This window comes from Streptomyces sp. R21 (genome assembly GCF_041051975.1).
Classification (GTDB): Bacteria; Actinomycetota; Actinomycetes; order Streptomycetales; family Streptomycetaceae; genus Streptomyces.
The window spans coordinates 7,376,578-7,399,941 of record NZ_CP163435.1 but is presented as its reverse complement, the minus strand read 5'-3'; the positions used below and the strand labels follow the sequence as shown (position 1 = coordinate 7,399,941).

At 70.1% G+C, this 23,364-nt stretch carries 19 protein-coding genes and 1 pseudogene; 2 read left to right on the top strand and 18 right to left on the bottom strand.

What is annotated here, in order from left to right; genetic code table 11:
* Positions 1–2: 2 nt before the first annotated feature.
* Complete coding sequence (locus tag AB5J56_RS32850) at positions 3–572, bottom strand: dienelactone hydrolase family protein (RefSeq protein ID WP_369237951.1); 570 nt, start codon at positions 570–572, stop codon at positions 3–5.
* A 107-nt stretch (positions 573–679) separates the two neighbouring features.
* Here AB5J56_RS32850 and AB5J56_RS32845 point away from each other — a divergent pair.
* Positions 680–1,779 (top strand): annotated as a pseudogene (locus AB5J56_RS32845) (mechanosensitive ion channel family protein).
* Positions 1,780–1,905: 126 nt separating this feature from the next.
* Here the strand turns inward: AB5J56_RS32845 and AB5J56_RS32840 are convergent.
* The 5 genes from AB5J56_RS32840 to AB5J56_RS32820 all read right to left on the bottom strand — a co-directional run bounded on the left by AB5J56_RS32840 (position 1,906) and on the right by AB5J56_RS32820 (position 6,878).
* Positions 1,906–3,492 (bottom strand): Na+/H+ antiporter, encoded by a 1,587-nt coding sequence (locus AB5J56_RS32840; RefSeq protein ID WP_369237949.1) that lies wholly within the window; start codon positions 3,490–3,492, stop codon positions 1,906–1,908.
* Positions 3,493–3,589: 97 nt separating this feature from the next.
* Positions 3,590–4,057, bottom strand: coding sequence for a GNAT family N-acetyltransferase (locus tag AB5J56_RS32835; protein WP_369237947.1), 468 nt, complete (start codon positions 4,055–4,057; stop codon positions 3,590–3,592).
* The gene (locus AB5J56_RS32830; RefSeq protein ID WP_369237945.1) at positions 4,054–4,998 is read right to left on the bottom strand and encodes an RluA family pseudouridine synthase; all 945 of its coding nucleotides are present in this window, start codon (positions 4,996–4,998) and stop codon (positions 4,054–4,056) included. Before AB5J56_RS32830 ends, AB5J56_RS32835 begins: the two co-directional genes overlap by 4 nt.
* A gap of 67 nt (positions 4,999–5,065) precedes the next feature.
* The gene (gene lspA / locus AB5J56_RS32825) at positions 5,066–5,734 is read right to left on the bottom strand and encodes a signal peptidase II (RefSeq protein WP_369237943.1); all 669 of its coding nucleotides are present in this window, start codon (positions 5,732–5,734) and stop codon (positions 5,066–5,068) included.
* An 88-nt stretch (positions 5,735–5,822) separates the two neighbouring features.
* Positions 5,823–6,878 carry a TraR/DksA family transcriptional regulator gene (locus tag AB5J56_RS32820; RefSeq protein WP_369237941.1) on the bottom strand — a complete coding sequence of 352 codons (1,056 nt, stop codon included), beginning with the start codon at positions 6,876–6,878 and terminating at the stop codon, positions 5,823–5,825.
* A gap of 636 nt (positions 6,879–7,514) precedes the next feature.
* Here AB5J56_RS32820 and ileS point away from each other — a divergent pair.
* Positions 7,515–10,658, top strand: coding sequence for an isoleucine--tRNA ligase (ileS, locus tag AB5J56_RS32815; RefSeq protein WP_369237939.1), 3,144 nt, complete (start codon positions 7,515–7,517; stop codon positions 10,656–10,658).
* Between the two features lie 156 nt (positions 10,659–10,814).
* On the opposite strand, the gene AB5J56_RS32810 is transcribed toward ileS, so the two are convergent.
* The 12 genes from AB5J56_RS32810 to murF all read right to left on the bottom strand — a co-directional run bounded on the left by AB5J56_RS32810 (position 10,815) and on the right by murF (position 23,362).
* Entirely contained in the window at positions 10,815–12,002 is a 1,188-nt protein-coding gene (locus AB5J56_RS32810) for a DivIVA domain-containing protein (RefSeq protein WP_369237937.1), read from the bottom strand.
* A 55-nt stretch (positions 12,003–12,057) separates the two neighbouring features.
* A complete protein-coding gene (locus AB5J56_RS32805; protein ID WP_356138132.1) occupies positions 12,058–12,342 on the bottom strand; it encodes a YggT family protein in 285 nt (94 codons plus the stop codon).
* Positions 12,343–12,394: 52 nt separating this feature from the next.
* Positions 12,395–13,036, bottom strand: coding sequence for a cell division protein SepF (locus AB5J56_RS32800; protein WP_369237935.1), 642 nt, complete (start codon positions 13,034–13,036; stop codon positions 12,395–12,397).
* A 130-nt stretch (positions 13,037–13,166) separates the two neighbouring features.
* The gene (locus AB5J56_RS32795) at positions 13,167–13,886 is read right to left on the bottom strand and encodes a YggS family pyridoxal phosphate-dependent enzyme (RefSeq protein ID WP_369237933.1); all 720 of its coding nucleotides are present in this window, start codon (positions 13,884–13,886) and stop codon (positions 13,167–13,169) included.
* 6 nt (positions 13,887–13,892) lie between these two features.
* Positions 13,893–14,630: a peptidoglycan editing factor PgeF gene (pgeF, locus tag AB5J56_RS32790; protein ID WP_369237931.1), complete on the bottom strand. Its 738-nt coding sequence runs from the start codon at positions 14,628–14,630 to the stop codon at positions 13,893–13,895.
* The gene (gene ftsZ, locus AB5J56_RS32785) at positions 14,627–15,817 is read right to left on the bottom strand and encodes a cell division protein FtsZ (protein WP_369237929.1); all 1,191 of its coding nucleotides are present in this window, start codon (positions 15,815–15,817) and stop codon (positions 14,627–14,629) included. Before ftsZ ends, pgeF begins: the two co-directional genes overlap by 4 nt.
* Positions 15,818–16,092: 275 nt before the next feature.
* The gene (locus AB5J56_RS32780; RefSeq protein ID WP_369237927.1) at positions 16,093–16,878 is read right to left on the bottom strand and encodes a cell division protein FtsQ/DivIB; all 786 of its coding nucleotides are present in this window, start codon (positions 16,876–16,878) and stop codon (positions 16,093–16,095) included.
* A gap of 25 nt (positions 16,879–16,903) precedes the next feature.
* Complete coding sequence (gene murG, locus AB5J56_RS32775; RefSeq protein WP_369237925.1) at positions 16,904–17,995, bottom strand: undecaprenyldiphospho-muramoylpentapeptide beta-N-acetylglucosaminyltransferase; 1,092 nt, start codon at positions 17,993–17,995, stop codon at positions 16,904–16,906.
* A gap of 6 nt (positions 17,996–18,001) precedes the next feature.
* Positions 18,002–19,366 carry a putative lipid II flippase FtsW gene (gene ftsW, locus AB5J56_RS32770; protein ID WP_369237923.1) on the bottom strand — a complete coding sequence of 455 codons (1,365 nt, stop codon included), beginning with the start codon at positions 19,364–19,366 and terminating at the stop codon, positions 18,002–18,004.
* Positions 19,367–19,476: 110 nt separating this feature from the next.
* Positions 19,477–20,904, bottom strand: a complete 1,428-nt coding sequence (gene murD, locus AB5J56_RS32765) for a UDP-N-acetylmuramoyl-L-alanine--D-glutamate ligase (protein ID WP_369237921.1) — start codon at positions 20,902–20,904, stop codon at positions 19,477–19,479.
* Positions 20,886–21,959: a phospho-N-acetylmuramoyl-pentapeptide-transferase gene (gene mraY / locus AB5J56_RS32760; RefSeq protein WP_369237919.1), complete on the bottom strand. Its 1,074-nt coding sequence runs from the start codon at positions 21,957–21,959 to the stop codon at positions 20,886–20,888. The genes murD and mraY overlap by 19 nt, the downstream gene beginning before the upstream one ends.
* Entirely contained in the window at positions 21,956–23,362 is a 1,407-nt protein-coding gene (gene murF / locus AB5J56_RS32755; RefSeq protein ID WP_369237917.1) for a UDP-N-acetylmuramoyl-tripeptide--D-alanyl-D-alanine ligase, read from the bottom strand. The genes mraY and murF overlap by 4 nt, the downstream gene beginning before the upstream one ends.
* Positions 23,363–23,364: the final 2 nt, after the last annotated feature.

The window sequence follows — 23,364 nt, the reverse complement described above, 5'->3', positions numbered from 1 at the left end:
GCCTAGAGGGTTTCCAGGAAGCCGAGTGCCACCCGCCAGGTGGCCTCGGCGGCCTCCTCGTCGTAGTCCGGCAGGTCGGGGTCGGTGTACAGGTGACCGGCCCCGGCATACCGATAGACCTCCACATCCGCGCCCGCCTTGCCCATCTGCAGATACCAGGCGCTCAGCCAGTCGTCCGTCTCGAACGGATCCGGCTCGGCGACATGCAGCTGCACCGGCAGCTCGTCCACCGACGCGCTCTCGGCGATGTCCGACGTGCCGTGCAGCAGCAGGAGCCCGCGCGCCTTGTCGTCGCCGAGCGCCAGGGTCTGCGCGGTGGCGGCGCCGAACGAGAACCCGGCGTACACCAGCCCCCGCTCGGAGTAGGGCGCGGCGGCCAGGATGGCCCGCTTGAGCAGCTCGTCCTTGCCGATCTCGTCCCTGAAGGCCATGCCCTCCTCGACGGTCGCGAACGTCCGCCCCTCGAAGAGGTCGGGCGTCCACACCTCGTGCCCGGCGCCGCGCAGCCGGTCCGCCGCCGCGCGCACCGCGGGCCTGAGGCCAAAGGACGAGTGAAAGAGCAAGATGTTCATGAACCCATGGTGCCAGCCGCCACCGACAGGGCCGTCCCGGCCGGGTGTGCACCGCCGTATCCAGGCAACATGTTCATGACCGCCCTCGGCCGGTTACGTTCGAAGGCATGGAGACGGTACTACGCCCACTGATCGTGGTCGGCGGCTCGGTCGTACTCACCCTCATCATCGGGTGGGCCACCGACCGCCTGCTGCGCAAGGCAGACGACCGGCATTCGGAGACCCCGCTGTGGGGCCTCCTGCGCCGCGGCCGCATCCCCTACCAGCTCGTACTGTGCGCGGCCATGCTGAGAGGTTCGTACGACGAGGCACGGCTGCTGGAGGAACACCGGGTCGGCATCGGCCGCGGCCTGACGCTGGTGCTGATCGGGTCCACCGCCTGGCTGGTGGTGCGCATCACGGCCGCGATCGTCGAGTCGTCGTACTCCCGCTATGCGCGGGCGCACCGCGATCCGGCGCGGGTGCGCCGGGTGCGCACGCAGGTGTCGCTGATCATGCGGGTGGTCGCGGCGGTCGTCGGTGTGGTGGCGGCCGCCTCGATGCTGCTGACGTTCCCGGCGATGCGGGCGGCCGGCGCCTCGCTGCTGGCCTCGGCCGGCATCCTCGGCATCGTCGCCGGTGTCGCCGCGCAGTCCACGCTCGCCAATCTCTTCGCCGGGCTGCAGATCGCCTTCGGCGACATGGTGCGCCTCGGCGACACGGTCGTGGTGGACGGTGAGTGGGGCACGGTCGACGAGATCACCCTGACCTTCCTGACGGTCCGGACGTGGGACGAGCGCCGGATCACCATGCCGGTCTCGTACTTCACTTCCAAGCCGTTCGAGAACTGGTCGCGCGGCGGCGCCCAGATGACCGGCATCGTCTTCTGGCACCTCGACCACACGGCGCCGGTGGAGGCGATGCGCGAGAGGCTCCGCGACATCCTGCGCGAGTGCCCGGCCTGGGACGGCCGCGACTACGGCCTGGCCGTCACGGACACGACCCCGAACACCATGCAGGTGCGCGCGCTGGTGACGGCGAAGGACGCGGACGACGTCTGGACGGTACGGGTCACGGTCCGCGAGCAGATGATCCGCTGGCTGACCGAGCACCACCCGTACGCTCTGCCCGCGTCAACACGTCCGACGCCGTACTGTCACCCGGCAGCAGCAACGGACACGGGTCCGCCCGCCGGGCCCACGAGCCCCCGCGAACGGGCCGGGGCTGACCAGAAAGGACCCGCAGCCGCCAACGGCGAAAATCCCCCACGGGAGAGCTCAACAGCCCGAGAAAGAGTCACGGGCGGTGCGCGGGTGGGAGACCACCCCGGCCGAAGGCCGGGGAAATCCCCGCGTCACCGAAGGCTGCGCACATCCAGATGCCGCAGAACCCGGTCGACGATCTCCGGATCGGCCCCCGGCTCACTCCGCGCCGACAACACCTCGTGCCGCGCCGCGCTCAGCATCTCCCCCTGGATCCGCCGTATCCGCTTGATCCGCCGGACCCGCTGCTCATGCGCCTCGCGCCGCTCCTCGTCCCCCATGTCCGGACTGATCCGCACCCCGATGTCGTAGGCCCGGCGCAGCAGTTGCTCGGAGAGCTCCTCCGGCAACTCCTCCACCTCCTCGATCTCCCGCAGCCTCCGCTTCGCGGCCTTCGCGGCGCGGACGGCGAGGGCCCGCTCGAACGCCTCCTCGCTGTCGGTGTCGGCCCGCACACCGAGTTTCTTCACCAGCCACGGCAGGGTGAGCCCCTGGAGCACCAGCGTCGCCATGATCACACCGAACGCGATGAAGACGATCTCGTCCCGGTCCGGGAACGGCGACCCGTCGTCCATCTTCAGCGGAATCGCCAGGGCGAGGGCCACCGAGGCGACGCCCCGCATACCGGCCCACCACATCACGACGGTCTCGCGCCACGAGGTCGGGATGTCCTCGTCGTAGTCCCGTTTCGCGTGCAGGCGTTTGGTCAGCCAGGTCGCCGGCAGCAGCCACGCCAGCCGTACGAGGACGACGACGGCGACGATCACCGCGGCCCAGCCCAGCATCTCGCCCCACCGGCCCGCCGCCGTCCTGAGGGCGTTGTGCAGTTCGAGCCCGATCAGCCCGAACGCGACCCCGGTGACCAGCGTGTCGACCACGTCCCAGAACGTGTGCCCGGCGAGGCGCGTCATGACGTCGTCGGCGTCGGTGGCGTACTCCGCCAGGAAGAGCGCCGTGGTGAGCACCGCGAGCACCCCGGAGCCGTGCAACTCCTCGGCGAGGACGTATGAGGCGTAGGGCACCAGCAGCGTCAGGCCGATCTGCAGGGTGGCGTCGCCGACCAGGGTCATCAGCTTGTTGGTGGCCCAGCCGAGCACGAATCCGACGGCTACCGCGACGACCGCGGACAGCACCAGGTCGAGGGCGGCACGGGGCAGCGAGAAGCTTCCGCTGACGGCGGCGGCGATCGCCACGTGGTAGAGCACGATCGCCGTGACGTCGTTGAACAGCCCCTCGCCCTCCAGGATCGACACCAGCCGGCGCGGCAGCCCGAGCTGTCCCGCGACCGCGGTCGCCGCGACGGGGTCGGGCGGCGCGACCAGCGCCCCGAGGGCCACGGCGGCGGCGATCGGCAGCCCCGGCACGATCGCGTTCGCGACCACGGCCACCACCACGGTGGTGACGAACACCAGCGCCACGGCCAGCAGGAAGATCGGCCGTTTGTTGGCCGTGAACTGCCGCCACGACGTGCGCCGCACCGAGGCGTAGAGCAGCGGCGGCAGCAGTGCGGGCAGGATCAGCTCAGGCGGGATGTCCACATTGGGCACGAAGTCCAGCACGGCCAGCACGATGCCGAGGAGCGTCATCAGCACCGGCGCGGGCAGCCCGAACCGGTCCCCCACCGGAACGCTCACCACGGCTCCGAGCAGCAGCACGAACAGCAGGGCGAGTTGGTCCACGACGCGCACTCCGGACTGGCGAGACGATCAGAGTCTCCAGCGTGCCACGCGCCGTACGCCCGGCCGGGAAGCTACACCCGCCCCGGGCACCCAGGGTTCACAGAGCGCGCCGCATCGCCCGGTGCGGAATCCCCGCGTCGGGGAACTCCGGGCCGTACGCCTCGTAGCCGAGCCGTTCGTAGAAGCCCAGCGCGTGCGTCTGCGCGCCCAGGTCCACCGCCGACAGGCCACGCGCGCGTGCCGCGTCCTCGATGGCGCGTACGAGCGCGACGCCGACGCCCAGCCCGCGCGCCTCCGCGGTCACGGCGAGCCGCCCGAGGGAACCGACGCTGCTGTCGCCGCCGGTCTTCGCGGCGGCCTCCTCGCCGTACAGCAGGCGCCCGGTGCCGAGCGGCAGTCCGTCCTCGCGGACCGCCAGCACATGCAGCGCGACGGCGTCGTACGCGTCGTACTCGATGTCCTCGGAGACGCCCTGCTCGACGACGAAGACCGCCTTGCGCACCGAGAAGCAGGCCTCACGGTCGGCGGCGTCCTCCGCCACCCGCACCACGAACGCGGGACTCACGCGTTGCTCTCCTCACGCACCTTGTCGAGCGCCTTCTGCAGGTCGGCGGGGTAGTCGCTGGAGAACTCCACCCACTCGCCGTCGCCGGGGTGCTCGAAACCGAGCCGCACCGCGTGCAGCCACTGCCGGGTGAGGCCGAGGCGCTTGGCGAGCGTGGGGTCGGCGCCGTAGGTCAGGTCGCCGACGCACGGGTGGCGGTGGGCCGCCATGTGGACGCGGATCTGGTGGGTGCGGCCGGTCTCCAGCTTGATGTCGAGCAGCGAGGCCGACCGGAACGCCTCCATGAGGTCGTAGTGCGTGACGGAGGGCTTGCCCTCGGCCGTGACCGCCCACTTGTAGTCATGGTTCGGGTGCCGGCCGATGGGCGCGTCGATGGTGCCGCTCATCGGGTCGGGGTGGCCCTGCACGAGCGCGTTGTAGCGCTTGTCCACGACGCGCTCCTTGAACTGCCGCTTCAGCGACGTGTACGCGCGCTCCGACTTGGCGACCACCATCAGGCCGGAGGTGCCGACGTCCAGGCGGTGCACGATGCCCTGGCGCTCGGCGGCGCCGGAGGTCGAGATCCGGTACCCGGCTGCCGCGAGGCCGCCGATCACGGTCGTGCCGGTCCAGCCGGGGCTGGGATGCGCCGCCACGCCCACCGGCTTGGCGATCACGACGATGTCGTCGTCGTCGTGCACGATCTCCATGCCCTCGACGGGCTCGGCGACGATCTGCACCGGGGCGGGTGCCTGCGGCATCTCCACCTCCAGCCAGGCGCCGCCGTGCACCCGCTCGGACTTGCCCACCACCGAGCCGTCGACCATGACCTTCCCCGCCGCGGCCAGCTCGGCGGCCTTCGTACGGGAGAAGCCGAACATGCGGGAGATGGCGGCGTCGACGCGCTCGCCCTCCAGGCCGTCGGGCACGGGCAGGGTACGGATCTCGGGAACGGTGCTCACCCGTCGAGTATGCCGGACGGCTCGGACACCGCCGTACGGCAGCCTGCGTGCTCAGAGCCTGTGGCTCTCAGTCCCGGTGGACGGTGCCGTCCGGGTCGAGTCCGCGGAAGGAGAGCAGCACGATCAGGATGCCGCCGCAGACGATCGCCGAGTCGGCCAGGTTGAAGACCGCGAAGTGCTTCGGCGCGATGAAGTCGACGACCGCGCCCTCGAAGACGCCCGGCGAGCGGAAGATCCGGTCGGTCAGGTTGCCCAGGGCGCCCCCCAGCAGCAGGCCGAGAGCGATCGCCCAGGGCAGGCTGTAGAGCTTGCGCGCGAGCCGGGCGATCACCACGATCACGGCCGCGGCGATCACGGTGAAGATGATGGTGAAGGCCTCACCGAAGCCGAAGGCCGCGCCCGCGTTGCGGATCGCCTCGAACCTCAGCCAGTCCCCGACGATCTCGATCGGCGCGTGGTGCTCCAGCTTCGCGACGACGACCATCTTGCTCACGAGGTCGAGCGCGTAGGCCAGGGCCGCGACCGTGAAGAGCACGGCGATCCTGCGCCTGCCCTTCGGCCGCTCGGCCGGGGTCTCGGTGCTCTGCGCCCCGTCCACGCCGCGCCGCTCCGCCGGTGCCGTCTCGTCGGTGCCGGACCGGTCGTCCGACGCCGCGTGCTCGTCGGACTGCTCCGGCTCGGCCCCCGCCGCCCCTGGGATATCCGGCGTACCGATGATGCGCTCCGCCTCTGCCACGTGAGTCCCTCAACCTAGGTGCCTGACTGAGGACGAGAGTACGGCACACCCCCCGGGACCCACGTGCTCAGGAGCCCTCCCGCGCCGCTCAGTAACGGCGCTCCTGCTTCTGCTTGCATTCGACGCACAGGGTGGCCCGCGGGAAGGCCTGCATGCGCGCCTTGCCGATGGGGTTGCCGCAGTTCTCGCACAGGCCGTAGGTGCCCGTGTCGAGGCGGTCCAGGGCCCGGTCGGTCTGTTCCAGCATCTCGCGCGCGTTGGCCGCGAGGGCCATCTCGTGCTCGCGCGTGATGTTCTTGGTGCCGGTGTCGGCCTGGTCGTCGCCGGCGCCGTCACCGGAGTCCCGCATGAGGCCCACGAGCGCCTCCTCGGACGACGAGATCTCGGTCCGCAGGCGCAGGGACTCGGACTGCAGCTCGGCGCGCGCCTCCGCCACCTCCTCCGGAGTCCAGGGGTCCTCACCGGGGCGCACCGCGAGCTCACCGGGCTGCGCCGCGGCGATCCGCGCCCCCGGGACCGCGGTGGACTTCTTAGCTGCCGTGGCCGTGCCAGGAGTCTTCTTCGCAACCACCGTCGTGGCTCCCGTCGTCTTCGCGGCCTGTGCCGCGCTCTCGGCCGCGGACGCGGCCGACTTCTTGGCCGTACTGGTGCTCTTCTTGGCGGCACGCTTCACGGCGCCGCCCTCGGCGGTACCGCTCTTCTCCGTGCCGCCCTTCGCGCCGACGCTCTTGGCGGCCGCCGGCTTCTTCTCCCCTGCCGCTGTGCCGGTCGTCTTCCTGGCTGACGCCTTCTTGGCAGCCGTTTTGGCGGCGGACTTCTTGGCGGTGGACTTCTTGGCAGCCGGTTGCGCCGTGGCCGTCTTCGTCGGGGCCCCCTCCGTAGTGGCCGTTTTCCTGGTGGCCGACTTCTTTGTGATCGTCTTCTCTGCGGCCGTCTTCTTTGCGGCCGTCTTCTTCGTGACTGTCTTCTTGGCGGCCGTCTTCGTCCCGGAGGCCGCACCGACCGTCTTCACCGGCTTCGCCGGAGTGGTCCCGCCCGTCGCGGTTGCCCCCTGGGCGCTCTTCTTCCCACCCACATCCTTGGCCGTCGGCCCCGTGGATCTGCCGGACACCGACTCCTGTACGGCGGACTTCTTCGCCACCATGGCCGCGGCCCCTTCACATATTGTGATCTTGCACGCGAATCGTGCTGGGACGATAAATCGACTTCCGGCCCGCGGCAACGGGGCACGCCACCGATTCGCCCGCCCCGCGCGCGTCCCGCGGCGAGTCTGCATGCGTTGTGCCCAGCTCCCCGCCGGGTAATCCGCCAGACCCCGCGTCCCAGGATCCGGACACCCGCGCCTCGCCATTCGGGTCATCGCGCAGGCCACCGGGGCACCCGGCCGCGGACCGCCCCCGCGCCCCGCCCCACCCGGTCCCGGGTCCCGGAAAACCGGTCGGCCGATGTCTCCGCGGCGCCGTACACTGGGCGGAGCGAGAAGCATGGATGGGGACGAGTAGCGGCGTACGCGGCCATGAGCGACCCGGGGACGGTGCGAGCCCGGGGGCAGGCGCGACGTGAAGATCACCCCGGAGCCGTCGGAAGAAAGCCGCAGCCAGCGAGCAGCGGCGAGTAGACCCGGCATCGCGACCCCAATGAGGGGGCTCACCGGAGCACACCACGCACCGGAGGGCCAAGGAGGGTGGTACCGCGGGAGCGCGCCGCACATGGCGTAGGCAGCATGCAGGCTCTCGTCCCTCCGACGGAAGGAAGAAAGTCCGTTGGAGGAAGCTCGCTGATGACAGCGCCGACGTACCGCCAGGTGCCCGCCCAGGTCGACCTGCCCGCGCTCGAGCACGCCGTGCTCGACTTCTGGCGCGACCAGAAGATCTTCGCCAAGAGCCTGGAGCAGTCCGAGGGCCGCCCCGAGTGGGTGTTCTACGAGGGGCCGCCCACCGCCAACGGCATGCCGGGCGCCCACCACATCGAGGCGCGCGTCTTCAAGGACGTCTTCCCGCGCTTCCGCACCATGCGCGGCTATCACGTGGGCCGCAAGGCCGGCTGGGACTGCCACGGCCTCCCGGTGGAGCTGACGGTCGAGAAGGAGCTCGGCTTCACCGGCAAGCAGGACATCGAGGCGTACGGCGTCGCGGAGTTCAACGCCAAGTGCCGCGAGTCCGTGACCCGGCACACCGACGCCTTCGAAGAGCTCACGACCCGCATGGGCTACTGGGCGGACCTCAACGACCCCTACCGCACCATGGACCCGGAGTACATCGACTCCGTCTGGTGGTCGCTCAAGGAGATCTTCAACAAGGGCCTGCTGGTCCAGGACTACCGCGTGGCCCCCTGGTGCCCGCGCGACGAGACGGGTCTGTCGGACCACGAGCTGGCGCAGGGCTACGAGACGATCGTCGACCCCTCCGTGTACGTCCGTTTCCCCCTCACCTCCGGTCCGCTGGCCGGCCGGGCCGCGCTCCTGGTGTGGACGACGACCCCCTGGACGCTGGTCTCCAACACCGCCGTCGCCACGCACCCCGACGTCACCTACGTCGTCGTGACGAACGGCGAGGAGAACCTCGTCGTCGCGCGGCCACTCGTCGAGAAGGCGCTCGGCGAGGGCTGGGAGGCCACCGGCGAGTCCTTCACGGGCGCCGAGATGGAGCGCTGGACGTATCAACGTCCGTTCGAGCTCGTCGAGTTCCCGGAGCCCGCCCACTACGTGGTGAACGCCGAGTACGTCACGACCGAGGACGGTACGGGTCTGGTCCACCAGTCCCCCGCTTTCGGTGAGGACGACCTCAAGGTCTGCCGCGCGTACGGCCTGCCGGTCGTGAACCCCATCCGCCCCAACGGCACCTTCGAGGAGAGCGTCCCGCTCGTGGGCGGCGTCTTCTTCAAGAAGGCGGACGAAAAGCTCACCGAAGACCTCCAGAGCCGCGGTCTGCTCTTCAAGCACATCCCGTACGAGCACAGCTACCCGCACTGCTGGCGCTGCCACACCGCGCTCCTCTACTACGCGCAGCCGTCCTGGTACATCCGCACCACGGCCGTCAAGGACCGTCTCCTCCAGGAGAACGAGAAGACCAACTGGTTCCCGGAGTCGGTCAAGCACGGCCGCTTCGGCGACTGGCTGAACAACAACATCGACTGGGCGCTCTCCCGCAGCCGCTACTGGGGCACCCCGCTCCCGCTGTGGACCTGCGAGGAGGGTCACCTCACCTGCGTCGGCTCCCGCGCGGAACTCACCGAGCTGACCGGCACCGACCAGTCGGAGCTGGACCCGCACCGCCCGTACATCGACGCGGTCACCTTCGCCTGCCCCAAGGACGGCTGCGGCAGGACGGCCACGCGCGTGCCGGAGGTCATCGACGCCTGGTACGACTCGGGTTCGATGCCGTTCGCGCAGTGGGGCTACCCGTACAAGAACAAGGAGCTCTTCGAGAGCCGCTACCCGGCGCAGTTCATCTCCGAGGCCATCGACCAGACCCGCGGCTGGTTCTACACGCTGATGGCCGTCGGCACGCTGGTCTTCGACAAGTCGTCGTACGAGAACGTCGTGTGCCTGGGCCACATCCTCGCCGAGGACGGCCGCAAGATGTCCAAGCACCTGGGCAACACCCTGCAGCCGATCCCGCTGATGGACCAGCACGGCGCCGACGCGGTGCGCTGGTTCATGGCGGCCGGCGGCTCCCCGTGGGCGGCCCGCCGCGTGGGCCACGGCACGATCCAGGAGGTCGTCCGCAAGACGCTCCTGACGTACTGGAACACGGTCGCCTTCCAGGCCCTGTACGCGCGCACGTCGAACTGGGCGCCCAGCGCGGCCGATCCGGCCCCCGCGGACAGGCCGGTCCTGGACCGCTGGCTGCTGTCCGAACTCCACGCGCTCACCGACCAGGTGACGCAGGCTCTGGAGGCCTACGACACCCAGCGCGCCGGCAAGCTCCTGTCGGCGTTCGTCGACGACCTGTCCAACTGGTACGTACGCCGCTCCCGCCGCCGCTTCTGGCAGGGCGACAAGGCCGCGCTGCGCACCCTGCACGAGGTCGTCGAGACCGTCACCACGCTGATGGCCCCGCTCACCCCGTTCATCACCGAGCGGGTCTGGCAGGACCTGATCGTGCCGGTCACCCCGGGCGCCCCGGAGTCGGTCCACCTGTCCTCCTGGCCGGAGGCGGACCTGTCCGTCATCGACCCGGAGCTGTCGAAGCAGATGGTGCTCGTACGCCGCCTCGTGGAGCTCGGCCGCGCCACGCGCGCGGAGTCGGGCGTCAAGACGCGCCAGCCGCTGTCCCGCGCGCTGGTCGCCGCGACCGGCTTCGGTTCCCTCGACCGCGAGCTGCACGCGCAGATCACGGAAGAGCTCAACGTCACATCCCTGGCCTCGCTGAGCGAGGTCGGCGGCTCGCTGGTCGACACCACGGCCAAGGCGAACTTCCGCGCGCTGGGCAAGCGCTTCGGCAAGGGCGTCCAGGCGGTCGCCAAGGCCGTCGCGAACGCGGACGCGGCCGCCCTGTCCCTCGCCCTGCGCGAGGGCACGGCCTCGGTCGAGGTCGACGGCGAGACGGTCACGCTTGCCCCCGATGAGGTCATCATCACAGAGACCCCGCGCGAGGGCTGGTCGGTGGCGTCCGACTCCGGCGCCACCGTCGCCCTCGACCTGGAGATCACCGAGGAGCTGCGGCAGGCGGGCCTCGCCCGTGACGCGATCCGGCTGATCCAGGAGGCCCGCAAGAACAGCGGCCTCGACGTCGCCGACCGCATCGCCCTGCGCTGGACCGCGACCGACCCGGCGGTCATCGCGGCCCTGTCCGAGCACTCCGGCCTCATCGCCGACGAGGTCCTCGCCACGGACTTCGCCCAGGGCAAGGCCGACGACAGCTACGGTGCCCCGTTCACGGACGAGGGCCTCTCCCTCACGTTCCGCCTCCGCAAGGCGTAACACCCGCCCCGCGCGAACGCCGGACAGGCTGATCAGGGCCTGTCCGGCGTTCGCGTTCTCGGTTCCGGGCGACGACAGCACAAAAGGGCGGAGCCCCCGGGATTCCCGGGGGCTCCGCCCTGAACGCTGCCGACGCCTAAGGCGTACTACTGGCCGTCAGTTGTCGTCCTCGTCGATGAGGAACCCACGCATCGGCGAGGGAGCCTGCTGCATCGGCGACGGGCCCTGCGGCCGCACCGGCGCCATCGGCTGGGTCATCGCCGGCGACATCTGCTGCTGCCCACCGTAGGAGGGCGCGGCCGGTGCCGGTGCGCCACCCATGCCCTGGTTGCCACCGTAGGACGGCGCGCTCGCGCCGGCCGGGGCCATCGAGGGCGCGGAGGACGACGGCAGGGAGGCCGTGGCCGGAGTGCGCGGCGGGGCGAGCGAGTCGTCCGCCTGCGTCTCCAGCTGGCGCAGCTGGGACTCCAGGTAGGACTTCAGACGCGTGCGGTACTCGCGCTCGAAGCCACGCAGGTCCTCGACCTTGCGCTCCAGCGTGGCGCGGGCGGACTCCAGGGAGCCCATCGCGACGCGGTGCTTCTCCTGCGCGTCCCGCTCCAGCGCGTCGGCCTTGGCACGTGCGTCGCGCTCCAGGCCCTCGGCGCGGCTGCGAGCCTCGCCGACGATCTTGTTGGCCTCGGAGCGGGCCTCGGCGATCGCCTGGTCGGCGGTCTGCTGAGCCAGCGAGAGGACACGGGCGGCACTGTCGCCACCGGGGCCCTGCTGCGGCATCTGCGGGCCGTGACCGCCCATGGGGCCACCCATGGGTCCGCCCATCGGGCCACCCATCTGCTGCTGCATCTGCGGCTGCATCTGGCCGGGACCCTGGCCCATGGGGCCCTGTCCCATCTGCCCCTGCATGGGGCCCTGGCCCATCGGACCCTGGCCCATCGGGCCGGGACCCTGCGGGCCGCCCTGGGCGCTGGGGCCGGCGGGCAGCTGCGGCGCACCGCTCGGCAGCTGGGGCGGGCCGCCCATGGGGCCGCCCATCTGCTGCTGCGGCGGGCCCGATATGCCGGCGGGCACGGGGGCACCCGGACCGCGCATGCCCTGCGGCGGTCCCTGCTGCTGTTGCTGGTCCTGCTGTTCGGGCGGCTTGCGCATGCCCTGCTGCTGGTTCTGAGCAGCGGCGCGCGTGGCTGCGGCCAGCTTGGCGCGCAGGTCCTCGTTCTCGCGGAGCAGGCGCGTCAGTTCGGCTTCGACCTCGTCGAGGAAGGCATCGACCTCGTCCTCGTCATAGCCTTCTCGGAGGCGGACGGTCGTGAACTGCTTGTTCCGCACGTCCTCGGGGGTCAACGGCATCTCTTCACCTCAACGTAGTCGTCGGCATCATCGGCGTTCGGCAAGACCGTATCGTTCACAGCCGGCTCACGACGGAGATCAGGATGTAGACGATGATCATCAGTACGAAGAAGGACAGGTCGAGCGCCACGCCCCCGAGACGCAGCGGCGGAATGAACCGCCGCAGAAGCTTGAGCGGTGGATCGGTGACAGTGTAGGTGGCCTCCAGAACGACCACCATCGCCTTGCCGGGTTGCCATGAGCGGGCGAACTGGAAGACGTAGTCCATGACCAGCCGGAAGATCAGCACGATGAGGAAACACATCAGCGCGACGTAGAGCACCTGCGCGAACACGCTCATGATCCGTGCTTCCCTCTCCCCTGTTTCCGTGCTTCTTTTCCGGTCGTGCGTCTCAGCTCTGGTTGAAGAACCCGCCCTCTGCGATGCGAGCCTTGTCCTCCGCCGTGACATCGACGTTAGCAGGCGACAACAGGAACACCTTCTGCGTCACCCGCTCGATGCTGCCGTGCAGGCCGAAGACCAGACCGGCGGCAAAGTCGACAAGTCGCTTCGCATCCGTGTCGTCCATCTCCGTGAGATTCATGATCACGGGGGTGCCCTCCCGGAAGTGTTCCCCGATGGTACGGGCCTCGTTGTAGGTCCGCGGGTGGAGTGTGGTGATCCGGTACGGCTCTCGTTCGGACACGACCTTGGGCATGATCACCGGTGCGTTCTTCTCTAGACTCTGACGTTCTTGTGTGATGGACGCCACGGGTGCGATTCGCGCCGGACGCCCGGATTCCGCCTGAAGCGAAGCGGAATGCGGAACAGGGTCGCGCTGCACCGGAGGTTGCACCACTCGTACCGATTCGTCCCGTTGGGACTGATGTGCCTGGTGCGACTGGCGGGGCGGCTCGTGCCGCCGGTGGTCGCGCTCGGGTTCCGGGTCGAGCTCGGGCTCGAAGTCGTCGTCGGGGTCGAATCCCCTGCCGTCGTACCCATCGTCCTCCACGAGGCCGAGGTAGACCGCCATCTTGCGCATCGCGCCGGCCATGCTCTGAGTCCTCCGCTCTGTGGTGGATCGGCTGACGACTTGCCAAGTGCCTGCGATCCACGAGGTCGTTATGTCCGCCCATCAGCGGTAATGACCATATTTTCTGCTGTGGTCCGACTTCTTGGCGACGTTACCCGAGCCTGGGTCGGACTCCGAGTACCGCCGTACCGACGCGCACATGTGTCGCTCCGGCCGCCACGGCCTGTTCGAGGTCCGTACTCATCCCTGCCGAGACCATGTTCGCAGCCGGATGAGCGCGGCGCAGGACAGTCGACAAATCCATCAGCCGCTCGAACGCCGCCTGTTGGCGCCCCGCGTACTCCCCGGTAAGCGGCGCGACGGTCATCAGCCCGTCGAGCCTGAGCCCCGGGGCCCCCGCGACCAGGTCGCCCAACTCCTCGATTCCCCCGGCCCCGACGCCTCCCCGATCACCCCGGCCGCTGTCCTCGGCGTCCAGCGCGACCTGGATGAGGCAGCCCACTTCCCGCTCGGCCCGCACCGCCTCCTTCGACAGCGCCGTGACGAGCCGGGCCCGATCCACGGACTGCACGACATCCGCGTAACCGACCACGGAACGCACCTTGTTGGTCTGCAACTGACCGACAAAATGCCATGAGAGCGGCAGATCCGAGCATTCCGCGGCCTTGGGGGCCGCGTCCTGGTCCTTGTTCTCGGCGACGTGGCGCACACCGAGTTCCGACAGGATCCGCACATCGCTGGCGGGGTAGGTCTTGGTGACCACGATCAGGGTCACCTCTTCGCGCTTGCGTCCGGCGGCCGTACAGGCCGTCGCGATACGCTCTTCCACTTTCGCCAGGTTTTCGGCGAGTTGAGCCTTACGGTCCGTCATGCCCCATCAGTCCAGCCAGACATAGCCCGCGAGCCGCCCGGTGGTGCGGTCGCGACGGTATGAGAAGTGGTCACCGGATTCGAGCGTGCACGCCGGCGACTGCTCCCGGTCGTGCACCCCCAGCCGTTCCAGCTGTGCGTGTACTCCGGCGGTCACGTCGACGGCGGGAGTGCCCCAAGTCGTCTCGGCGTACGCCGCCGGTTCGACGGCCGCGACCTCGGCGCGCATCGCGTCCGGCACTTCGTAGCACCGGCCGCAGACGGCGGGTCCGGTGCGGGCGACGATCCGGGAGGGTTCGGCGCCCAGCTCCACCATCGCCGCGACGGCGGCGGGCACCACCCCGGCGATCATGCCGGGCCGTCCCGCGTGGGCCGCGGCCACGACACCCGCGACCGGGTCGGCGAGCAGAACCGGCGTGCAGTCCGCGGTCAGCACGGCGAGGGCGAGCCCCCGGCGTGCGGTGACGACCGCGTCGACCGACGGGACCGGCGACGCTCCCCAGGGTGCGTCGACCACGGCCACCTCCGGCCCGTGGACCTGGTTCATCCACACCACCCGCTCCGGGTCCAGCCCCAGGGACTTCGCCGCCAGTTCACGGTTGGTGCGTACGGCGTCGGGGTCGTCGCCGACCGCTCCGCCGAGGTTGAGCTCCTCGTACGGAACGGCGCTCACTCCGCCCCACCTGTCGGTGAAGGCGAAGTGGGCGCCGCCCGCCGTGCTCGTTTCGGAGCGCTGTCCTATCACTTCAGGAAGTCCGGCACGTCCAGCTCTTCGGCCGCGCTGTCCGAGTAGGACCGGGACGGCGGGACCGGCGGGGAGACCGGCAGTTCGTTCACCGGCTCCGGCGTGGGCTCCGGTGCCTCCTCGCGCGGGGTGACGCTGCCGAGCGACCCGAAGGACGGACGGCTGTCGGACCGTACCGGCGTCGGCTCGTCGCGCTTCGCGGAGGACGAGCCGAGGACGGTGTCCCGCTTGGCCGGCGGCTGGCCGCCGTCGAAGCCGGCGGCGATGACGGTGACCCGCACCTCGTCGCCGAGCGCGTCGTCGATGACCGCGCCGAAGATGATGTTGGCCTCGGGGTGCGCGGCCTCGCTCACCAGCTGGGCGGCCTCGTTGATCTCGAACAGGCCGAGGTCGGAGCCGCCGGAGATGGAGAGCAGGACGCCGCGGGCGCCGTCGATGGAGGCTTCGAGGAGCGGCGAGGAGATCGCCATCTCCGCGGCCGCCACCGCGCGGTCGTCGCCGCGGGCCGAGCCGATGCCCATGAGGGCCGAACCCGCCTCGGACATGACCGACTTGACGTCGGCGAAGTCCAGGTTGATCAGGCCGGGCGTGGTGATGAGGTCGGTGATGCCCTGCACACCGGAGAGCAGGACCTGGTCCGCCGACTTGAACGCGTCGAGGACCGAGACCTGGCGGTCCGAGATGGACAGCAGCCGGTCGTTGGGGATGACGATGAGGGTGTCGACCTCTTCGCGGAGTTCCGCGATGCCGTCCTCGGCCTGGTTCGCGCGACGGCGGCCCTCGAAGGTGAACGGCCGGGTGACCACACCGATCGTCAGGGCGCCCAGCGAGCGGGCGATGTTGGCGACGACGGGCGCGCCGCCGGTGCCGGTGCCGCCGCCCTCGCCGGCGGTCACGAAGACCATGTCGGCCCCCTTGAGGACCTCCTCGATCTCCTCGCGGTGGTCCTCGGCGGCCTTGCGGCCGACGGCCGGGTTGGCTCCGGCGCCGAGTCCGCGGGTGAGTTCGCGGCCGACGTCGAGCTTGACGTCGGCGTCGCTCATCAACAGAGCTTGCGCGTCGGTGTTGATGGCGATGAACTCGACGCCCTTGAGACCGACCTCGATCATCCGGTTGATGGCATTGACACCACCGCCGCCGACACCGATGACTTTGATGACTGCGAGGTAGTTCTGCGGTGCTGCCACGTCGAAGGCCTCTCGCCTCGAGTTACGTGTCGTCGCCTCGCACGTTCGCGATCCGACGACTGATGCCGAATGGGACGGTCCGAACGCCGACCCGAACCCTAACGCTGAAGTTTAGGGTTACCAGTGTGTCTGTTCCTTGGACTCTTCCGAACAGGACACTAAGTCGACAAGTGGCGCACGTTCAACGAACACGCCGAACCTCCCGTTTTTCTTTTCACCCTATGTGATCAGCCGTAGCGCTGCCCAACCAGGGTGCTGGCCTGCGCTGATGTGCGTCAACTCCCCGATGACGCAGGGGCGGTGGGAACACTCACGTCGAAGTGCCGCGCCTCGGGAGCGGCTTTCATGAGAGCGGTGAGCGTCCGGGCCTTCAGCCTGCCCTTCTCGCCGCTTCCCCACGCGACGGTTCGACCGCCCTTCAACTCCAGCGAGATGGAGTCGTACGAACGCACCTTGACGACCCGGGTGTCGCGAGCGGCGGCGGCCGGAATGTCACCGGCGACCCCCACGGCCTCGCGCACCAGACGGCTGATCGGGAAGCGGCGCAGGCCGGTCGAGTGGGACACCGCCAATTCCAGAGTGGGCACGCCCTTCGGGGCCTCCGAAACCGTGGCGAATCGCACGCCCTTGGCGTCCACTTCGACAAACTTTGCGTCTTTTTCGACCACCAGAACCGGAGTGCGTTCAGTCACTTTCAGCCCGATTCCGTGCGGCCAGGAACGGACGACGTCAACCGAGTCAATTCGGGGCAATTTCCGGCGCAGTCGTGCCTCAATGGCGTCGGTGTCGACGGAAATGAGCGGGGATCCGACGGGCACATCGGCTGCTTCCAGCACCTGCTGCGCCGTCAGAACCCGCATCCCGGAAGCGGATACGTGCTCCACGCGCAGCCACTTCGAACCGTAGAGCAGCCAGGTGATGCCGGCCCCGAGCAGCACCACCGCGACGAGCAGGACGACGAGCGTACGAGGGCGGGGCGGCCACCCCAGACGGGGCGGCCGGGGCGGGCCGGACTCCAGCTTCTGCCGTTCGCCGCGCTCGGCGGTGGTGGGTCCGGCCACGCTTCCTGCCTTTCCTGGTGCGTCCCTAACGGTGCCGTGCGGCGATCGCCTCGTACACCATGCCGACGAGCAGGTCGTCGGCGTCCCGGCGGCCGAACTCGCTGGCGGCGCGGGACATCTCGTACAGCCGGTGCGGGTCGGCGAGCACGGGCAGGACGTTGTTCATGACCCACTGGGTCGTCAGTTCCGCGTCGTCGACGAGCAGTCCGCCGCCGGCCTTGACCACCGGCTGGGCGTTCAGCCGCTGTTCGCCGTTGCCGATGGGCAGCGGGACGTAGGCGGCCGGGAGCCCGACGGCGGAGAGTTCGGCGACGGTCATCGCGCCCGCGCGGCAGAGCATCATGTCGGCCGCGGCGTACGCGAGGTCCATCCGGTCCACGTACGGTACCGGGATGTACGGGGGCATCCCCGGCATCTGCTGGACGTGCGGCAGTTCGTTCTTCGGGCCGACCGCGTGCAGGATCTGGATGCCGGCCTGCTGGAGCAGCGGGGCGACCTGCTGGACCACCTCGTTGAGGCGGCGGGCGCCCTGCGAGCCGCCGGAGACCAGCAGGGTCGGCAGCGCGGGGTCGAGCCCGAAGGCGGCGCGGGCCTCGGGGCGTACGGCGGCCCGGTCGAGGGTGGCGATGGTCCGGCGCAGCGGGATGCCGATGTAGCGGGCGTCGCGCAGCTTGCTGTCCGGGGTGGAGACGGCGACCCGGGCGGCGTACCGCGAACCGATCTTGTTGGCCAGGCCCGGCCGCGCGTTGGCCTCGTGGATGACGATCGGCACGCCGAGGCGCTTGGCCGCGAGGTAGCCGGGCAGGGCGACGTAGCCGCCGAAGCCGACGACCGCGTCCGCCTTGGTGCGCTCCAGGATCTGCTCGGCCGCCTTGATCGTGCCGCGCAGCCGCCCGGGGACGGTGATCAGCTCGGGGGTGGGCTTGCGTGGCAGCGGTACGGCGGGGATCAGCGCGAGTTCGTAGCCCCGCTCCGGTACGAGCCGGGTCTCAAGCCCCTTCTCCGTGCCCAGTGCCGTGATCCCCACGGTCGGGTCCTGCCTGCGCAGGGCGTCCGCGAGGGCGAGCGCGGGCTCGATGTGGCCGGCGGTCCCCCCACCGGCGAGTACGACATGCACCGAAATTCACCGCTCTCCGGACGAGCGCGCCGCGGCACGCCGTCGCATCGTGTTCCATCTCCGAGGCCCCGCGGCCCCCGCGGAGCCTCTCACCGCAGCACGCTTTCTACCAAAGCGGGGTTGCCGCATGGCAAGCGCGGCCCGCGCCGCGGGCTCGTCGCGCGCGAAGGCGATCAGCAGCCCGATGGCGAACATGGTCGGCAGCAGGGCGGAACCCCCGTAGGAGAACAGCGGGAGCGGGACTCCGGCGATCGGCAGCAGGCCGAGCACCGCACCGATGTTGATCACGGCCTGGGCCGTGATCCAGGTGGTCACGCCTCCCGCTGCGTACCTCACGAAGGGGTCCTCCGTGCGTCCGGCCACGCGGATACCCGCATAGCCTAGGGCCGCGAAGAGGGCGAGCACCGACAGCGTCCCCGCGAGACCCAGTTCCTCCCCGGTCACGGCGAAGATGAAGTCCGTGTGCGCCTCGGGGAGTTGGCCCCATTTCTCCACACTCGCGCCGAGCCCGGAGCCGAAGATTCCGCCGGAGGCGAGGGCGTAGATGCCGTGCACGGCCTGCCAGCACGAGTTGGCGCCGGTGCCGGGCTCGGTGGCGCCGACGCAGGCGAACCTGGCCATTCGGTTGGGGCTGGTCTTGATGAGGATCACACCGAGCGTGGCGGCGACCGACAGCACCCCGACGAACAGCCGGGTGGGCGCGCCCGCCAGCCACAGCAGGCCGAACAGGATCGCGGTCAGGATGATCGCCGTGCCCATGTCGCCGCCGAGCATGATGAGCCCGAGCAGCATGAACGTCACCGGAACAATCGGCACCAGCATGTGCTTCCACTGCGCCAGCAGGTTCTTGTCCTGTTTGCGCGCGAGCAGGTCGGCGCCCCACAGCACCAGCGCGAGCTTGCCGAACTCGCTGGGCTGGAGCTGGAAGGGGCCGCCGATGGAGATCCAGTTCTGGTTGCCGTTGACCGCCCGCCCTATCCCCGGCACCTGCACCAGGACCATCAGGAAGACCGATCCCGCCAGCATCGGGTAGGCCAGCGCCCGGTGCAGCCGTACGGGCATCCGCGAGGCCGCCAGCAGCAGCGCGCCGCCGATCGCGGCCGCGAGGAACTGCTTGCGGAAGAAGTAGGAGCCGGGCAGCGACATCTGCAGCGCGGTGATCTGGGAGGCCGAGTAGACCATCACCAGGCCCAGCACGGTGATCAGCAGGCTGCTGCCGAGGACCAGGTAGTACGCCGTCAGCGGCCGGTCCCAGGCCTTCTGAGCGCGGCTGTAGAGCCGTAGGACCGGGTTGTCGCGGCGAGGGCGGCGGGTGGCGGGGCGCCGGGGGGCGCGCTGGACGGGAGGACGCCCCGTACGGCTACCGGGCATCGGCTGCTCCCGCCCTGTCGCCGGCGGAAAGCCGTCGCCGAAGCACCGACCACGATGGCGTCACGCGTCGCTCCCAAGGGTCCCGGGCGCCCGGCCGGCCGGATCCGCCGTCAGGCGCTCGCGGCGCCGAGTTCGCGAACCGCCTCCGCGAAAGCGTCGCCGCGCTTGTTGTAGTTGGTGAACATGTCCATGGACGCACAGGCCGGCGCCAGCAGAACGGTGTCCCCCGGCTCGGAGAGCCGTGCGGCCTCCTGAACGGCCGCGAGCATCGCCCCAGTGTCGGTCCGGTCGAGGTCGACGACCGGTACTTCCGGCGCGTGTCGCGCGAGTGCTTCGCGGATCAGCGCACGGTCGGCACCGATCAGCACGGCACCCCGAAGTCGCTTTGCCGACTTGGCGACCAGCTCGTCGAAGGTCGCGCCCTTGGCGAGCCCGCCCGCGACCCACACGATCGACTCGTAGGCCGCCAACGAGGCTTCCGCCGCATGGGTGTTGGTGGCCTTGGAGTCGTCGATGTACGCCACGCCGTCCACGTCGGCGACGTGCGCGATGCGGTGCGCGTCCGGGCGGAAGGCCCGCAGCCCTTCCCGTACGGCCTGGGGAGGCACCCCGAAGGCCCGCGCGAGGGCCGCCGCCGCAAGGGCGTTGGCGACGTTGTGCGGGGCGGGTGGATTGACGTCGGAGACGTCGGCGAGCTCCTGGGCGTTCTTCTGCCGGTTCTCGACGAAGGCGCGGTCGACGAGGATGCCGTCCACGACACCGAGTTGGGACGGCGCCGGCGCGGCGAGCGTGAAGCCGATCGCGCGGCAGCCCTCCTCCACGTCCGCCTCGCGCACCAGGTCCTCGGTGGCCTTGTCGGCCACGTTGTAGACGCAGGCGACCCGATTGCCCTCGTAGATGCGGCCCTTGTCGGCGGCGTACGCCTCCATGGAGCCGTGCCAGTCGAGGTGGTCGGGGGCGAGGTTGAGGACGGCGGCCGAATGCGCGCGCAGGGACGGCGCCCAGTGCAGCTGGTAGCTGGACAGCTCCACCGCGAGGACGTCGTACTCCTCGTCCCCGAGCACCGCGTCCAGCAGCGAGACCCCGATGTTGCCGACGGCCGCCGTGCGCAGTCCCGCCGCCTTCAGGATCGAGGCGAGCATCTGCACGGTCGTGGTCTTGCCGTTGGTTCCGGTGACCGCGAGCCAGGGGGCGGCATCGGGACCGCGCAGCCGCCAGGCCAGTTCGACGTCGCCCCAGAGGGGGACGCCCGCCTCGGCGGCCGCGGTGAACAGCGGCTTGTCCGGCTTCCAGCCGGGCGCGGTGACGATGAGCTCGGTGCCTTCCGGCAGGGTCGCGCCGTCACCGAGGCGCACGGTGACGCCGAGCGCCTCCAGTTCGGCGGCCTGCGCCCGGGAGCGCTCGTCGTCGCCGTCGTTGACGACCGTGACGAGAGCGCCGAGCCCGTGCAGCACCTTGGCCGCCGGGATCCCGGAGACGCCGAGCCCGGCGACGGTGACGTGCTTGCCCTGCCAGTTGGTCACTTGTCGGCTGCCCATCCTGCGTAGAAGAGACCGAGTCCGACGATCACGCACATGCCCTGGATGATCCAGAAGCGGACCACGACAAGGACTTCGGACCACCCCTTTAGTTCGAAGTGGTGCTGGAGTGGCGCCATGCGGAAGACGCGCTTCCCGGTCAGCTTGAAGGAGCCGACCTGGATGACCACCGACATGGTGATGAGGACGAAGAGGCCGCCGAGCAGGGCGACCAGGATCTCCGTGCGGGAGCAGATCGCGAGGCCGGCGAGCGCGCCGCCCAGGGCCAGCGAACCGGTGTCACCCATGAAGATCTTCGCGGGCGAGGTGTTCCACCACAGGAAGCCGAAGCAGGCACCCATGAGCGCGGAGGCGACCACCGCGAGGTCGAGCGGATCTCGTACCTCGTAACAGGCGGCCGGGTTGGTCAGGGTCTGCGCGTTGGCGCAGGACTCCTGGAACTGCCAGACACCGATGAACGTGTACGCGCCGAAGACCATCGTGGCGGCGCCGGTGGCGAGGCCGTCCAGACCGTCCGTCAGGTTCACGCCGTTCGACATCGCGAGGATCATGAACAGCGCCCAGACGACGAACAGCACCGGGCCGATCGACCAGCCGAAGTCCTGCACGAAGGAGAGCTTCGTGGAGGCCGGGGTGTTGCCGCGGCTGTCGGCGAACTGCAGGGCCAGCACCGCGAAGGCGATACCGCCGATCAGCTGTCCGGCCATCTTCGCCTTGGCCCGCAGACCGAGCGAGCGCCGCTTGACGATCTTGATGTAGTCGTCCAGGAAGCCGACCAGGCCCATGCCCGCCATCAGGCCGAGCACCAGCAGACCCGAGAAGGTCGGCGCGTAACCCGTGATCACCTTGGACGCGAAGTACGCGATGATCGTCGCGAGGATGAAGGCGATACCGCCCATGGTCGGTGTACCGCGCTTGCTGTGGTGCTCGCGCGGGCCGTCGTCGCGGATGTACTGGCCATAGCCCTTGCGGGCCAGGAACTTGATCAGCAGCGGTGTGCCGACCAGGGTCAGGAAGAGGCCAATGACTCCTGCGAACAGGATCTGCTTCATCATCGGGCGGCAACCTCACCCTCGGCACCGGTTTCGAGCAGCGCCTGCGCGACACTCTCCAGCCCGACCGACCGGGACGCCTTCACGAGAACGACGTCCCCTGGGCGCAGCTCGCTGCGCAACAGGTCGACAGCCGCCTGTGCGTCGGACACGTGCACCGACTCCTCACCCCACGAACCCTCGTTATATGCGCCCAGTTGGAGCCAGGACGCTTCCCTGCCCCCGACCGCGACGAGCTTGCTGACGTTGAGCCGGACGGCGAGCCGTCCGACCGCGTCGTGCTCGGCGAGCGCCTCGTCCCCGAGCTCGGCCATCTGACCGAGCACCGCCCAGGTCCGCCGCCCCTTGCCCATCGCCGCGAGCGCGCGCAGGGCGGCTCGCATGGACTCGGGGTTCGCGTTGTAGGCGTCGTTGACGACCGTCACGCCGTCCGGGCGCTCGGTGACCTCCATCCGCCAGCGGGAGAGGGAGCCCGCCTCGGAGAGCCCGAGGGCGATCTCGTCTGCGGACATGCCCAGCTCATGGGCGACGGCGGCCGCGGCGAGCGCGTTCGACACGTGGTGCTCACCGTACAGGCGCATGGTCACGTCACTGCACCCGGAGGGTGTGTGAAGCCTGAAGGAAGGCTGTCCGCTGTCCGTGAGTCGGACGTTCTCGGCGCGTACGTCCGCTTCGTCGCTCTCGCCGAAAAGAATCACCTTCGCCTTCGTACGGGACGCCATGGCCCGTACGAGGGGATCGTCGCCGTTGAGGATCGCTGCGCCGTTCTCGGGCAGGCCCTCGACGAGTTCGCCCTTCGCTTGCGCGATCTGCTCACGGCCGCCGAACTCGCCGATGTGGGCGGTGCCGACGTTGAGGACGAGGCCGATCCTCGGGGGCGTCAGATCCGTGAGGTAGCGGATGTGGCCGATTCCGCGGGCACCCATCTCCAGCACGAGGAACTTCGTCTCCTCGGTGGCGCTCAGCGCGGTGAGCGGCAGCCCGATCTCGTTGTTGAGCGAGCCCGGCGTGAACACAGTGGGCGCCTTGCGCCGCAGCACCTGGGCGATCAGGTCCTTGGTGCTGGTCTTGCCCGCCGAGCCGGTGAGCGCCACGAGGGTCGCGCCGAGCCGCTCGACGACATGGCGCGCGAGGGCGCCGAGCGCCCTCTGCACGTCGTCCACGACGATCGCGGGCACACCCACGGGACGGGACGCCAGGACGGCGACCGCGCCCGCGTCGACGACCGCAGTTGCGAAGTCGTGGCCGTCCACGCGCTCGCCGACGAAGGCGACGAAGAGGCTGCCGGACTCCACTTCACGGGAGTCCCTGACGACCGGTCCGGTGACCTGAACCGCCGGATCCGGTATGTCGTACGTCTGCCCGCCGACGACTGAGGCGATCTCGGCGAGAGAGAGGGCGATCACAA